General features: G+C 69.7%; 13 protein-coding genes. 9 read left to right on the top strand and 4 right to left on the bottom strand.

Going from position 1 to position 13455, the window contains the following annotated elements:
- Positions 1-89: 89 nt before the first annotated feature.
- Positions 90-1436, bottom strand: coding sequence for a nicotinate phosphoribosyltransferase (locus ACWCV9_RS35740; RefSeq protein ID WP_450792949.1), 1347 nt, complete (start codon positions 1434-1436; stop codon positions 90-92).
- 57 nt (positions 1437-1493) lie between these two features.
- Here ACWCV9_RS35740 and clpS point away from each other — a divergent pair, with 57 nt between their 5' ends.
- The 8 genes from clpS (at position 1494) to ACWCV9_RS35700 (ending at position 9109) form a co-directional block, all read left to right on the top strand.
- Entirely contained in the window at positions 1494-1811 is a 318-nt protein-coding gene (gene clpS, locus ACWCV9_RS35735) for an ATP-dependent Clp protease adapter ClpS (protein WP_385843623.1), read from the top strand.
- 13 nt (positions 1812-1824) lie between these two features.
- Positions 1825-2430 carry a DUF2017 domain-containing protein gene (locus ACWCV9_RS35730; RefSeq protein WP_450792947.1) on the top strand — a complete coding sequence of 202 codons (606 nt, stop codon included), beginning with the start codon at positions 1825-1827 and terminating at the stop codon, positions 2428-2430.
- 340 nt (positions 2431-2770) lie between these two features.
- Positions 2771-4207, top strand: coding sequence for an amino acid permease (locus ACWCV9_RS35725; protein WP_450792946.1), 1437 nt, complete (start codon positions 2771-2773; stop codon positions 4205-4207).
- Between the two features lie 146 nt (positions 4208-4353).
- Positions 4354-4776, top strand: a complete 423-nt coding sequence (locus tag ACWCV9_RS35720; RefSeq protein WP_450792944.1) for a Mov34/MPN/PAD-1 family protein — start codon at positions 4354-4356, stop codon at positions 4774-4776.
- A gap of 163 nt (positions 4777-4939) precedes the next feature.
- On the top strand, positions 4940-5218 hold the full coding sequence (locus ACWCV9_RS35715; RefSeq protein WP_385843629.1) for a MoaD/ThiS family protein: 279 nt from the start codon (positions 4940-4942) through the stop codon (positions 5216-5218).
- 17 nt (positions 5219-5235) lie between these two features.
- A complete protein-coding gene (locus tag ACWCV9_RS35710) occupies positions 5236-6186 on the top strand; it encodes a PLP-dependent cysteine synthase family protein (RefSeq protein ID WP_450792941.1) in 951 nt (316 codons plus the stop codon).
- A gap of 273 nt (positions 6187-6459) precedes the next feature.
- Complete coding sequence (locus ACWCV9_RS35705) at positions 6460-8526, top strand: putative Ig domain-containing protein (protein ID WP_450792939.1); 2067 nt, start codon at positions 6460-6462, stop codon at positions 8524-8526.
- Positions 8527-8659: 133 nt separating this feature from the next.
- Positions 8660-9109 (top strand): hypothetical protein, encoded by a 450-nt coding sequence (locus ACWCV9_RS35700; RefSeq protein WP_450792937.1) that lies wholly within the window; start codon positions 8660-8662, stop codon positions 9107-9109.
- Here ACWCV9_RS35700 and ACWCV9_RS35695 read toward each other — a convergent pair.
- A complete protein-coding gene (locus ACWCV9_RS35695; protein ID WP_450792935.1) occupies positions 9106-9564 on the bottom strand; it encodes a type II toxin-antitoxin system PemK/MazF family toxin in 459 nt (152 codons plus the stop codon). The two genes, ACWCV9_RS35700 and ACWCV9_RS35695, sit on opposite strands and share 4 nt — an antisense overlap.
- A 223-nt stretch (positions 9565-9787) precedes the next feature.
- Between ACWCV9_RS35695 and ACWCV9_RS35690 the strand changes: the two genes are divergently transcribed.
- Complete coding sequence (locus ACWCV9_RS35690; RefSeq protein WP_450792934.1) at positions 9788-10540, top strand: MBL fold metallo-hydrolase; 753 nt, start codon at positions 9788-9790, stop codon at positions 10538-10540.
- Between the two features lie 89 nt (positions 10541-10629).
- Here ACWCV9_RS35690 and ACWCV9_RS35685 read toward each other — a convergent pair whose 3' ends face one another.
- The gene (locus tag ACWCV9_RS35685) at positions 10630-11895 is read right to left on the bottom strand and encodes a PTS transporter subunit EIIC (protein WP_450792933.1); all 1266 of its coding nucleotides are present in this window, start codon (positions 11893-11895) and stop codon (positions 10630-10632) included.
- A gap of 178 nt (positions 11896-12073) precedes the next feature.
- Positions 12074-13378 (bottom strand): PTS transporter subunit EIIC, encoded by a 1305-nt coding sequence (locus ACWCV9_RS35680; protein WP_450792931.1) that lies wholly within the window; start codon positions 13376-13378, stop codon positions 12074-12076.
- Between the last annotated feature and the right edge of the window lie 77 nt (positions 13379-13455).

Below are 13455 nucleotides of genomic sequence, written 5' to 3'. Positions count from 1 at the left end.
GTCCTTCGACTATTGGGTTAAGTGTCTGAGCCTAGAGACTTGCGGGCCGGTGCGGGAGGGGTGCGGAGGGGGCGGGCGTCGGTCCGGCTTCAGCTACCCGAGCGCGACGGCAGGTATTCCGTCGGGATGACGGCTTCTCCGCGGGAGAGCTGGGTCGCCGAGAGGGGGAGGTTCGCACGGGCGGCGATGTGCCGTTCCCGGGGCACGTCCAGCGGTTCGCGCGCCACGACCTCACCGCCCTTGACCAGCTCCACCAGCAGCTGGCGGTCGGCCAGCTCCGGCGGTACCGGACCGGTGCCGACGACCTCCGCCTCGGCCACCCCGTCCGCGTCCAGCCGGCGCGCCGCCCACTTGCGGCCCCCGACGGACGCCTTGCCCCCGCTGGACTTCTTCGCGACCGGCACCAGCGGGGCCCCGGGGTCGGCGGAGTCGGCGCGGGCGACCAGCTTGTAGACCATCGAGCAGGTGGGGTGCCCGGAGCCGGTCACCAGCTGGGTGCCGACGCCGTACGCGTCCACCGGCGCCGCGGCGAGCGAGGCGATGGCGTACTCGTCCAGGTCGGAGGTGACGACGATCTTGGTGTCGGTGGCGCCCAGCTCGTCCAGCTGCTGGCGCACCCGGTGCGCGACGAGCAGCAGGTCCCCGGAGTCGATGCGGACCGCGCCCAGCTCGGGCCCGGCCACCTCCACCGCCGTACGCACCGCCTCGGTGACGTCGTAGGTGTCGACGAGCAGGGTGGTGCCCCGGCCGAGGGTGTTCACCTGGGCCTGGAAGGCGTCGCGCTCCCGGTCGTGCAGCAGGGTGAAGGCGTGCGCGGAGGTGCCCACGGTCGGGATGCCGTAGCGGAAGCCGGCGGCCAGGTCGGAGGTGGTCGCGAAGCCGCCCACGTAGGCGGCGCGCGAGGCGGCGACGGCGGCCAGCTCGTGGGTGCGGCGGGCGCCCATCTCGATCAGCGGGCGGTCCCCGGCGGCCGAGGCCATGCGGGAGGCGGCGGCCGCGATCGCCGAGTCGTGGTTGAGGATGGAGAGGATCACGGTCTCCAGCAGCACGCACTCGGCGAAGCTGCCCTCGACGCGCATGATCGGGGAGCCCGGGAAGTAGACCTCGCCCTCGGGGTAGCCCCAGATGTCACCGGTGAACCGGTAGTCGGCGAGCCAGTTCAGGGTCTCCTCGTCGACGATCTTCCGTTCGCCCAGGAAGCCGAGGACGCCGGCGTCGAAGCGGAAGTTCTCCACCGCGTCCAGGACACGTCCGGTCCCGGCCACGACGCCGTAGCGGCGCCCCTCCGGCAGTCGCCGGGTGAAGACTTCGAACACGCTCCGCCGTTCGGCCGTACCGGCCTTCAACGCGGCCTGAAGCATGGTCAGCTCGTACTGGTCCGTGAAGAGCGCCGTCGAGGGAACATCCACCGGCAGCCCAAGGTCCGCTGTGTTCATGACCAAGGAGCATACTCCCTTTTCGTCGGTGTGACGATTTCGAAGCTCCGTGGCAGCATGGGCAGTGTGACGTCACCCGCGCCCCTGGAGATCGAACGCACCGAGTCGGCGGAGCAGGCATTCGCCGTTCCCGAACCCGACGTCCCGTGGGTGACGATCGTGCACAACGACCCGGTCAACCTGATGAGCTATGTGACGTACGTCTTCCAGACGTACTTCGGCTACACCAAGGACAAGGCCACCAAGCTCATGCTCGACGTCCACCACAAGGGCCGGGCGGTCGTCTCCAGCGGTACCCGCGAGGAGATGGAACGCGACGTGCAGGCGATGCACGGTTACGGCCTGTGGGCCACCCTCCAGCAAGACCGGAAGTAGCGAAGCCACTTACATGCCCGGACTTTTCGAACCGCTTTCCGGCGGCGGCGCGGCCGTCGCGCTCGACGACGTCGAGGTCTCCATCATCCGGTCGCTGGCCGTCCAGCTCCTGGAGCTGATCGGCCCCGGGCCGGGCGCCGACGCCTCCGAGGACCCGCTGGCCGAGCTGTTCGCCGAGGGGCCGAGCGAGCCGCCCGCCGACCCGGTGCTGCGCAGGCTCTTCCCGGACGCCTACAGCGACCCGGAGAAGGTGCCCGACTCGCCCGGCGAGATCGAGGAGCGGCGGGCCCGCTCCGCCGAGTTCCGCCGCTTCACCGAGAACGACCTCAGGGCCGGCAAGCGGGAGAACGCGCTGGCGGTGATCCGCACCCTGGACGCGCTCGCGCCGGTGGACGACAGCGGGGCGGTGCTGAAGCTGTCCCCGGCGGAGTCCCGGCAGTGGCTCGGTGCCCTCAACGACCTGCGGCTGGCGATCGGCGCCCGGCTGGAGATCACCGCCGAGGACGACACCGACCTGCTCTACCGGCTCCCGGACGAGGACCCGCGCAAGCCGATGGTCATGGCGTACCTGTGGCTCGGCGGCCTCCAGGAGACCCTGGTGGCGACTCTGCTGCCGTAAGGGCGGATACGGAACGGAATCTTCCGGTGCACGGATGTTCGCTCAGCGGACGCTCAAATCCGGATAACGATCCCGTCACCGTTGCGGCCTGGTTTGTCGCGTTCGGGCGTTCTTTGTCCGCTTTTCCCTGTGTGGTGTGTCACATCGCCTTTGTGTGATCAGTATTGCGGCCGTGATACATCTTCACGACCGCCCGGCCAACACCACCCACGTTCGGCCGGGTGCGCCACCGAGCCGACGACCGTCGGCCAGGCAACAGCTCCAGCAATCCGGGGGGATCGAGACCCGATCCGAGGCCGACGCAAAGGCCCGGGTCGGCATGGAGAAAGGCGCACCACACATGACCTCAGCGCAGGTCGACCGGCAACACGACGGCAATGAGGCCGTGCAGGTCACGGACGGCGAGGCGGGCGAGGGGTACCACCGCGGACTCGGGTCCCGGCAGATCCAGATGATCGCCATCGGCGGTGCCATCGGAACCGGCCTGTTCCTCGGCGCGGGCAAGGGCATCTCCAAGGCCGGACCCAGTCTGATCCTGGCGTACGCCATCGCGGGCGTCGTCATCTTCCTGATCATGCGCGCCCTCGGCGAGCTGCTGATGTACCGCCCGGTGTCGGGCTCCTTCTCGGAGTACGCGCGCGAGTTCATCGGCCCCTTCGCGGGCTTTGTCACCGGCTGGACGTACTGGCTGTTCTGGGTGGTCACCGGCATCACCGAGGTCACCGCCGCGGCCAAGTACATGACGTACTGGTTCGACATCCCGCAGTGGATCTCGGCCCTGGTCTTCACGATCGTCCTCTACGGCGCCAACCTGATCTCCGTGAAGCTCTTCGGTGAGCTGGAGTTCTGGTTCTCCATGGTCAAGGTCACCGCGATCATCGGCATGATCCTGATCTGCGCCGGCATCCTGACGATCGGCTTCTCCGACGCCGGCGACACCGCCTCCGTGGCCCACCTGTGGAACGACGGCGGCTTCTTCCCGCACGGCGTCGGCAACACGCTGATGACCCTCCAGATGGTCATGTTCGCCTTCCTCGCCGTCGAGCTGGTCGGGGTGACCGCGGGCGAGTCCAAGGACCCCGAGAAGGTGCTGCCCAAGGCGATCAACACCGTGCCCTGGCGGATCGCCGTGTTCTACGTCGGCGCGCTGATCATGATCCTGTCGGTCGTGCCGTGGACCAGCTTCCAGCCGGGCGTGAGCCCCTTCGTGGCCGCCTTCCAGAAGATGGGCCTGGCCGCCGGCGCCGGCATCGTCAACTTCGTCGTCCTGACGGCCGCGCTGTCCTCCTGCAACTCCGGCATGTACTCCACCGGCCGGATGCTGCGCGACCTCGCCCTCAACAACCAGGGCCCGCAGGTCTTCACCAAGCTCACCCGCAGCGGCACCCCGCTCGTCGGCACCAGCTTCTCCGCCGCGCTGATGCTGGTCGGCGTCTGGATCAACTACCAGTGGCCGGGCAAGGCGTTCGACTACGTCGTCTCCTTCGCGACCATCTCCGGCATGTGGGCCTGGATCGTCATCCTGCTCTGCCAGCTCCGCTACCGGGCCAAGGCCGACCGCGGCGAGCTGCCGCAGAGCAGGTTCCGGGCGCCCGGAGCGCCGTACACCAGCGTGTTCGCCCTGCTGTTCATCCTCATGGTGATCGTGCTCATGGGGATCGACAAGGACGCCCGGGTGTCGCTGTACTGTGCCCCGCTGTGGGGCGCGATCCTCGGCGTGGCGTACGCGGTGCTCAAGCGCCGCAACCCCGAGGCGGCGGCCTTCAGCAAGCGCTGAGCCGCATCGAGGCCACCGGAAAGGGACGTCCGGCCGGCGAGGATACTCGTGGCATCCTCGCCGGCCGCCGCTCAGGGCGTCCGGCATGTGGGCCGTCCCGTACCATCCCTCGGTACGGGACGGCCCCTTTGCTTATCCTGGCCGACATGCTGACCATCACCCAGGCCCTGCACGACCAGATCGTCGCCCACGCCCGCAAGGACCACCCCGACGAGGCGTGCGGCGTCGTCGCGGGGCCGGCGGGCTCGGACCGCCCGGAGCGCTTCATCCCGATGCTGAACGCGGCCATGTCGCCCACCTTCTACGAGTTCGACTCGGGCGACCTGCTCAAGCTCTACCGCGAGCTGGACGACCGCGACGAGGAGCCGGTGGTCATCTACCACTCGCACACCGCGACCGAGGCCTACCCCTCGCGCACCGACATCTCCTACGCCAACGAGCCCGGCGCGCACTACGTCCTGGTGTCCACCGCCGACACCGACGGCCTCGGCGAGTTCCAGTTCCGCTCGTTCCGGATCGTGGACGGAGAGGTGACCGAGGAGGAGGTCACCGTGGTGGAGGCCTACTGATCTCACCAGTCGGTCGGTTTTCGTCCGTCATGTGGGATCACACTCCGGGACCGGGTTCGGGAATCGATACGATGAGCCCATCGTTCTGTGACTGTGGTGCGTGCCCGCTGCTGACGTACCGAGCCCGCCGTTCCGACGACACCTTTGACAGGAGCCCGCGACCATGGCCATCGAGGTCCGCATCCCGACCATCCTCCGCACCTACACCGACGGTCAGAAGGCGGTGGAGGGCCAGGGGGACACCCTCGCCGAGCTGTTCGCCGACCTCGACACCCGGCATGCGGGCATCCAGGCCCGCATCGTGGACGGCGGCCAGCTGCGCCGCTTCGTGAACGTCTACCTGAACGACGAGGACGTCCGCTTCCTGGACGGCATCGAGACCAAGCTGTCCGACGGCGACAACGTGACCATCCTGCCGGCCGTCGCCGGCGGCATGCGCTGATCGGTCCACGGTCAGCGATGCGCTACGACTCCCCGCTGGCCGCGGTGGGCAACACCCCGCTGGTGCGCCTGCCGCGGCTCTCGCCGTCCGCCGACGTCCGGATCTGGGCGAAGCTGGAGGACCGCAATCCCACCGGCTCGGTCAAGGACCGCCCCGCGCTGCACATGATCGAGCAGGCGGAGAAGGACGGCCGGCTGACCCCGGGCTGCACCATCCTGGAGCCCACCTCCGGCAACACCGGCATCTCCCTGGCCATGGCCGCCAAGCTCAAGGGCTACCGCATGGTGTGCGTGATGCCGGAGAACACCTCCCAGGAGCGCCGCGACCTGCTCGGCATGTGGGGTGCCGAGATCATCCCCTCGCCGGCCGCGGGCGGCTCCAACACCGCCGTCCGCATGGCCAAGGAGCTGGCCGCCGAGCACCCCGACTGGGTGATGCTCTACCAGTACGGCAACCCGGACAACGCGGGCGCCCACTACGCCACGACCGGCCCGGAGATCCTCGCGGACCTGCCCTCCGTCACCCACTTCGTCGCGGGCCTCGGCACCACCGGCACGCTGATGGGCGTCGGCCGCTATCTGCGCGAGCACAAGCCGGACATCCAGATCGTCGCCGCCGAACCGCGCTACGACGACCTGGTCTACGGCCTGCGCAACCTCGACGAGGGCTTCGTCCCCGAGCTGTACGACGCCTCCGTGCTGACCAGCCGATTCTCGGTCGGCTCGGCCGACGCGGTCACCCGCACCCGGGACCTCCTCCAGCAGGAGGGCATCTTCGCGGGCGTCTCCACCGGCGCCGCCCTGCACGCGGCGATCGGCGTCGGGAAGAAGGCGGTCAAGGCCGGGCAGTCCGCCGACATCGTCTTCGTCGTGGCCGACGGCGGCTGGAAGTACCTCTCCACCGGCGTCTACACCGCGGCCACCACGGAAGAGGCCATCGAGACCCTCCAGGGCCAGCTCTGGGCCTAGCCGGCCCCGGACCGCCCCGCTTCAGCCCCCTCCTGGGATGCCTATGAGGGGGCTAAGTGCTTCCTATGGTGAAGCAAAGAAATGCTTTGGGCACTGCCGGTGAAGCCTGGGCCACGGATACGTTCCTGACCGCACCCTGACATGTCACGTTCACCGACATTCAGGGCGTCTGTGAGTGTCATGCTCATGACTGCGCGGTTCGCCGCCGCACGCGCGTCACGGGCCTGCCCACCCAGTGCGAGAAACCCCACTTCCCCATGGAGGCAGTACCCCATGCGTGAGTCACGCCCGCGCGGGCGCGGACAGAACCTGCGAAGAGCTCTGGCCGTCGCCTTCCCCGCGCTCGCCCTCACCGTCACCGGGCTCGTCGCGGCGCCGACCGCCGGCGCCCAGCCCGTCACGGCGCACCCGCACACCACCAAGGTCACGCAGAACGCCAAGGCCCTGACGGACCCGAAGCGGCAGACCTTCCACACCACCGGCAGGGCCGGCCAGAAGGTGCCCACCCAGCACCTGTGCGCCACCGCCGAGCCGGGCCACGCGTCCTGCTTCGCGCAGCGCCGCACCGACATCAAGCAGCGCCTGGCCAACGCCGTCGCGGCCGCCACGCCCTCCGGCCTCTCCCCGGCCAACCTGCACAGCGCCTACAACCTGCCCACCACGGCCGGTTCGGGCATGACGGTCGCCATCGTCGACGCGTTCAACGACCCGAACGCGGAGGCCGACCTGGCCACCTACCGCTCCACCTACGGCCTGTCCTCCTGCACCAAGGCCAACGGCTGCTTCAAGCAGGTCAGCCAGACCGGCTCCACCACCTCGCTGCCGACCAACGACACCGGCTGGGCCGGCGAGGAAGCGCTCGACCTCGACATGGTCAGCGCCACCTGCCCGAACTGCAACATCATCCTGGTCGAGGCCAACTCCGCCAACGACACCGACCTCGGCATCGCCGAGAACGAGGCCGTCGCGCTCGGCGCCAAGTTCGTCTCCAACAGCTGGGGCGGCTCCGAGTCCTCCACGCAGACCAGCGAGGACACCCAGTACTTCAAGCACCCGGGTGTCGCCATCACCGTCTCCGCGGGCGACTCCGCCTACGGCGCCGAGTACCCGGCGACCTCGCAGTACGTGACCGCCGTCGGCGGCACCGCGCTCACCCAGTCCTCGACCTCGCGCGGCTGGAGCGAGTCCGTCTGGCACACCAGCTCCACCGAGGGCACCGGCTCCGGCTGCTCCGCCTACGACCCGAAGCCGAGCTGGCAGACCGACACCGGCTGCTCCAAGCGGATGGAGGCCGACGTCTCCGCGGTCGCCGACCCGGCCACCGGTGTGGCGGTCTACGACACCTACGGCGGCTCCGGCTGGGCGGTCTACGGCGGCACCAGCGCCTCCGCCCCGATCATCGCCGGCGTCTACGCCCTCGCGGGGACCCCGGGCTCGACCGACTACCCGGCGAAGTACCCGTACCAGCACACCGGCAACCTGTACGACGTCACCAGCGGCTCCAACGGCTCCTGCTCCACGGCGTACTTCTGCACCGCCGAGACCGGCTACGACGGCCCGACCGGCTACGGCACCCCGAACGGCACCGCCGCCTTCACCTCCGGCACCAGCACCGGCAACACGGTGACGGTCACCAACCCGGGCAGCCAGTCCACCACGACCGGCGGCTCGGCCAGCCTCCAGATCAAGGCCACCGACAGCGCGGGCGCGGCCCTGACCTACAGCGCCACCGGCCTGCCGACCGGGCTGTCCATCAACAGCTCCACGGGTCTGATCTCCGGCACCGCCTCCACCGCGGGCACCTACCAGGTCACGGTCACCGCGAAGGACTCCACCGGCGCCACCGGCTCGACCTCCTTCACCTGGACCGTCGGCTCCTCCGGCTCCACCTGCTCGTCCTCGCAGTTGCTGGCCAACCCGGGCTTCGAGTCGGGCAGCACCGGCTGGACCGGATCCAGCGGCGTCATCACCAACGACACCGGTGAGGCGGCCCACGGCGGCTCGTACAAGGCCTGGCTGAACGGCTACGGCTCGGCCCACACCGACACGCTGTCCCAGTCGGTGACCATCCCGGCCGGCTGCAAGGCCACGCTGAGCTTCTACCTGCACATCGACACCGCCGAGACGGGCAGCACCGCGTACGACAAGCTGACCGTGACCGCCGGTTCGACCACCCTGGCGACGTACTCGAACGTCGACGCCGCCTCCGGTTACGTGCAGAAGACCTTCGACCTGTCCTCGCTGGCGGGCCAGACGGTCACCCTGAAGTTCAACGGCGTGGAGGACTCCTCCCTCCAGACCAGCTTCGTCGTGGACGACACCGCCCTGACGACCAGCTGAGCCATACGGAGCAGTGACCCGGTCCCGCACGCGGAAGGAAACCTTCCGCGTGCGGGATCCTTTTGCGCCGGTGGTACGTCACATCTGCACCAGGCGGCCGGTCGTCCGGCCACAGCAGAAAGGCAGAACCCCCATGCGCCGTACGACCCTCTGTGTCCTCGCCGGAGCAACGGCCCTGCTCCTCGCCGGCTGCGGCTCCCAGAGCGGCAAGGACACCGCGAGCAGCGGCAAGGTGCACTCCTCGCCGACCGCGAGCGGCACCGGCTGTGCCCACCAGGTGGAACTGAAGGCGGCCGACAGCGGCCGTACCGTCTGTGTGGCCAAGGGCGGCGAGGTGCGGATCACGCTGGACGGCACCAAGACCCGCCCGTGGAAGCCGGTCATGGCGAGCGGCACCGCGCTGAAGGCGATCAACACCGGGTTCGTCATCCAGCCGGGCGACGCCACGGCCGCCTACCAGGCGGTGGCCGCCGGCACGGAGAAACTGACCTCCACCCGCCCCCTGTGCCCCCAGTCCACCGACCCCGGCCAGGTCTCCTGCAAGGGCATCCAGTCCTGGACGGTGACGGTCGAGGTCCGCTAGCCGGCCAGGTGCCGTACCTGGTCCCACAGGACCGGGTCGACCACACCCACCCGGCGCCGGAAATCGCCGAACGGCACCTCGCGCAGCTCGTCCGTCTCCAGGAAGCTCGGCCGGCCCCCGGCGTCGCCGACCGCGCCGGGCGGCAGCGGGATGACCCCGGCCCGCTCGTCGCGGTACTTGCTGGTGATCTTCGCGACCGTGGCCCGGTCGCCCCGCACCGTCAGCACCAGGCAGGGCCGGTCCTTCAGCCCGGGCCGGTCCTCGTAGGGGACGTTCGCCCACCAGATGTCCCCGGGGGCCGGCCGCAGGGCGTGCGGCGCGCGGGTGCCCGGCCGGCCCGGCGGCCTGAGGTGCCGCGCGGCGGCCCGGCGGCCGCGGCCCCAGCCGTCGACGAGCGTGGCGACCAGGGCGAGCAGCACCACCGCCGCGAGCGCCAGCCACCAGGACGTGTCCATACACACGACGTTACCGGCGCGCGGCACGCCCCGCGCGCCCTCTGTCGAACCTGATGCGCCCCACGTCCAGCCGAACCGGTGACAGCACAGGTGAGTTCGCCCACAACGGCCCCTGGCAAAGGAGCGACCCGCGCTTTCCCGCCTTACGCTCGACGGACCGTACGACCACCGTCAGTCCGCACCCCCGCCCGCATCGTTTCCCGCCAACGGAGGTTTCTGCTTCATGAAGCTCACCGTCGTCGGCTGCTCGGGGTCGTTCCCGTCCGCGGATTCGGCCTGCTCGAGCTACCTCGTCGAGGCCGACGGCTTCCGGTTGCTGCTCGACCTGGGCAATGGCGCCCTCGGCGAGCTGCAACGCCACTGCGGTCTCTACGACCTCGACGCCATCTTCCTCAGCCATCTGCACGCCGATCACTGCATCGACATGCTCGCGTACTTCGTGGCGCGCTACTACCGCCATGACGGCGGCCGCTGCGCACCGATCCCCGTCTACGGCCCCGAGGGCACCGAGCACCGTCTGACCACGGCCTACGCCGACACCCCCTCCGCCTCCTCCATGAGCGAGGTCTTCGACTTCCGCACGGTCAAGCCGTCCACCTTCGAGATCGGACCGTTCACCGTGCACACCGAGCGGGTCCGGCACCCGGTGGAGGCGTACGGCATCCGGATCGAGCACGCGGGGAGGTCGCTGACGTACTCCGGCGACACGGGGGTCACCGAGGCGCTGGACCAGCTGGCCCGGGACACCGACCTGTTCCTGTGCGAGGCCGCGTTCACACACGGCAAGGAGAGCATCCCCGACCTGCACCTCAACGGGCGCGAGGCGGGGGAGACGGCGGCACGCGCGGGGGCGCGCCGTCTGCTGCTCACGCACATTCCGCCGTGGACCGATCCCGAGATCAACCTGCGGGACGCGCGCGAGGTGTACTCCGGGCCGGTGGATCTGGCCGTACCGCGGGCCAGCTACGAGATCTGAGCCGGCTACGAGGTGTGAAAGCGGGAATTCCCCGGGCCGCGCGGAGGCGGCCCGGGGAATTCCGGTGCTGGCGGGTTTGTCCGAGCGCCTTACTTGGCCTCGGCCTTCTGGAGCTCGGCGAGTTCCTCGTCCGACTCCCGGCCCGGCGTGGGCAGGTTGAACTTGGTGATCGCGAAGCGGAACACGACGTAGTAGACCGCGCCGAAGCAGAGGCCGACCAGGGCCAGGCCCCACGGGTTGTGCGCGATGCCCAGGTTCAGGAAGAAGTCGATCGCACCGGCGGAGAAGCCGAAGCCGTCCTTCATGCCCAGCGCCCAGGTCAGCGCCAGGGAGACACCGGTGAGCACCGCGTGGATGGCGTACAGGGCCGGCGCGATGAACATGAAGGTGAACTCGATCGGCTCGGTGACGCCGGTGACGAAGCTGGTCAGCGCGAGCGAGAGCATCATGCCGCCGACGACCTTGCGGCGCTCGGGGCGGGCGCAGTGCACGATGGCGAGGCAGGCGGCCGGCAGGCCGAACATCATGATCGGGAAGAAGCCGGTCATGAACTGGCCCGCGCTCGGGTCGCCGGCCAGGAAGCGCGCGATGTCACCGCTCTTGCCGTGGTACTCGCCCGCCTGGAGCCAGGGGAAGGAGTTCAGCAGGTGGTGCATGCCGATCGGGATCAGCGCACGGTTGGCGGCACCGAAGAGGCCGGCGCCGACGGCACCCGAACCGACCAGCCACTCGCCGAAGTTGTGCAGACCGGTACCGAGGAAGGGCCAGATGTAGCCGAAGACGATGCCGAGGACCAGGCCCGCGAAGGCCGACAGGATCGGCACCAGCCGGCGGCCGCCGAAGAAGCCCGCCCAGTCGGGCAGCTTGGTGCGGTAGAAGCGCTGGTAGATCAGGGCGACCGCGAGGCCCATCACCACGCCGCCGAGGACCTTGGCGTCCGCGGGGGCGTCGGCCATGACTATCTTGCCGTCGACGACCGTGGCCACCTTCGGCAGGCTCTTGTCGGTGAAGGTGCCCAGCACGTTCTTGAACACGAGGTAGCCGACGACCCCGGCGAGTGCGGTGGAGCCGTCCGACTTCTTCGCGAAGCCGATCGCGATGCCCACGGCGAACAGCAGCGCCATGTTGTTGAGGATCGCGTTGCCGCCGGCCGCCATGAACGACGCGATCTTCGTCAGGAAGGCCGGGAAGTCCGGGCGGCCCAGCATGTCGTCGTTGCCGAGGCGGACGAGGAGTGCGGCGGCCGGCAGCACGGCCACCGGCAGCATCAGGCTGCGGCCGATGCGCTGGAGCACCGCCATCACTCCGGCGCCCTTCTTCTTCTGGGCCGCGGGAGCGGCGGTCGCCGTGGTCACAAGTTCCTCCAAGGGCAAGGCGCCGCCCGGGAACCATGGAAGGGGACGGCAGCGTCTCTGGTCTACACCACCCAGTGGTGTAGACCTGTTGTAGCACGATGAAGGCGGGATAAGGAACCACGAAATCCGCGACGAAAGGGCTACGCGCCGTAGGCCCGGCGGAAGGCGGTGGAAGGCCTCAGACCTTGGTCACGTCCTCGACGTCCTCGGCCGGTTCCCGGCCCGGGGTCCTCAGGTCGAACCTGGTGATGGCGAAGCGGAACACGGCGTAGTAGACGGCCGCGAAGCACAGGCCGATCGGGACGATGGCCCAGGGCCGCGTCGCCAGCTGCCAGTTGATCACGTAGTCGATCAGACCGGCCGAGAAGCTGAAGCCGTCGTGCACCCCGAGCGCCCAGGTCACCGCCATCGACACACCCGTCAGCAGGGCGTGGACCGCGTACAGCGCCGGCGCGATGAACAGGAACGAGTACTCGATCGGCTCGGTGATGCCGGTGACGAACGAGGTCAGCGCGACCGACAGCATCAGACCGCCGACCTCCTTGCGCCGCTCGGGCCGGGCGGTGTGGGTGATCGCCAGTGCGGCGGCCGGCAGCGCGAACATCATGATCGGGAAGAAGCCCGAGGTGAACTGGCCCGCGTGCGGATCGCCCGCGAGGAACATGTTGATGTCGCCGTGCACCACCGTGCCGTCCGGCTTGGTGTAGCTGCCGAACTGGAACCAGATGGGCACGTTCAGGAACTGGTGCAGGCCCACCACCAGCAGCGCCCGGTTCGCCACCCCGAACAGCCCGGCGCCCCAGGAACCGGCGTCCCGAAGCCACCCGCTGAAGGTCTCCAGGGCGCTGCCGACCGGCGGCCAGACCCACAGGCACACCACGGCGAAGAGGATCGCCACGAACGCCATCAGGATCGGCACCAGCCGGCGGCCGTTGAAGAACCCGAGCCAGTCCACCAGCCGGGTGCGGTGGAACCGGGCCCAGAGGTAGGCCGCCAGCAGGCCCAGCACGATGCCGCCGAACACCCCCGGGTTCTGGAAGGTGAAGGCGCTCACCGTGCCGTCCGCCGCCTGGCAGCCCGTCTCCACGACCTTGGCTCCCGCCGGGCAGGTGTGCGGGAACTGGTGCAGTACGCCGTAGTAGACGAGGAAGCCCGCCACCGCCGCGAGCGCCGTGGAGCCGTCCGACTTCTTCGCCATGCCGATCGCGACCCCCACGCAGAACAGCAGCGGCAGCCCGATCGAACCGTCGAGCAGCGCGCCGCCCGCGCCGCTCATCACCCTCGACACATTGGTCCAGCCCAGGCCGTCCTTGCCGAACACGTCCGGCTGGCCGAGCCGGTTGAGGATGCCCGCGGCCGGCAGCACCGCGATGGGCAGCTGAAGACTGCGGCCCATCTTCTGCAACCCCTGGAACAGCCGGTTCCAGCGCTCCCGCGCCGGGCTCACCGTGCTCTCGGAGCTGCTGGCGCTCTCCGCGCTCATGGGCGCCTCCCGGCCACTCGACTCGGACGCGGTTTGGCGACCGTCCCCGGGGTGGTGTAGACCAGTTGGCGGACGGT

The sequence above is a fragment of the Streptomyces sp. NPDC001606 genome, assembly GCF_053596835.1.
Note: the sequence above shows the minus strand (reverse complement) of the source record. Positions and strands in the feature narration are given on the sequence as shown.

What these genes read in the sequence shown, in the direction of transcription:
- ACWCV9_RS35710 (WP_450792941.1), top strand. Translation starts at nt 5,236, where the DNA reads ATGCGCTACGACTCCCCGCTGGCCGCGGTGGGCAACACCCCGCTGGTG.
- ACWCV9_RS35695 (WP_450792935.1), bottom strand. Translation starts at nt 9,564, where the DNA reads ATGGACACGTCCTGGTGGCTGGCGCTCGCGGCGGTGGTGCTGCTCGCC.
- ACWCV9_RS35680 (WP_450792931.1), bottom strand. Translation starts at nt 13,378, where the DNA reads ATGAGCGCGGAGAGCGCCAGCAGCTCCGAGAGCACGGTGAGCCCGGCG.
- ACWCV9_RS35730 (WP_450792947.1), top strand. Translation starts at nt 1,825, where the DNA reads ATGCCCGGACTTTTCGAACCGCTTTCCGGCGGCGGCGCGGCCGTCGCG.
- ACWCV9_RS35720 (WP_450792944.1), top strand. Translation starts at nt 4,354, where the DNA reads ATGCTGACCATCACCCAGGCCCTGCACGACCAGATCGTCGCCCACGCC.
- ACWCV9_RS35715 (WP_385843629.1), top strand. Translation starts at nt 4,940, where the DNA reads ATGGCCATCGAGGTCCGCATCCCGACCATCCTCCGCACCTACACCGAC.
- clpS (WP_385843623.1), top strand. Translation starts at nt 1,494, where the DNA reads ATGGGCAGTGTGACGTCACCCGCGCCCCTGGAGATCGAACGCACCGAG.
- ACWCV9_RS35725 (WP_450792946.1), top strand. Translation starts at nt 2,771, where the DNA reads ATGACCTCAGCGCAGGTCGACCGGCAACACGACGGCAATGAGGCCGTG.
- ACWCV9_RS35690 (WP_450792934.1), top strand. Translation starts at nt 9,788, where the DNA reads ATGAAGCTCACCGTCGTCGGCTGCTCGGGGTCGTTCCCGTCCGCGGAT.
- ACWCV9_RS35705 (WP_450792939.1), top strand. Translation starts at nt 6,460, where the DNA reads ATGCGTGAGTCACGCCCGCGCGGGCGCGGACAGAACCTGCGAAGAGCT.
- ACWCV9_RS35700 (WP_450792937.1), top strand. Translation starts at nt 8,660, where the DNA reads ATGCGCCGTACGACCCTCTGTGTCCTCGCCGGAGCAACGGCCCTGCTC.
- ACWCV9_RS35740 (WP_450792949.1), bottom strand. Translation starts at nt 1,436, where the DNA reads ATGAACACAGCGGACCTTGGGCTGCCGGTGGATGTTCCCTCGACGGCG.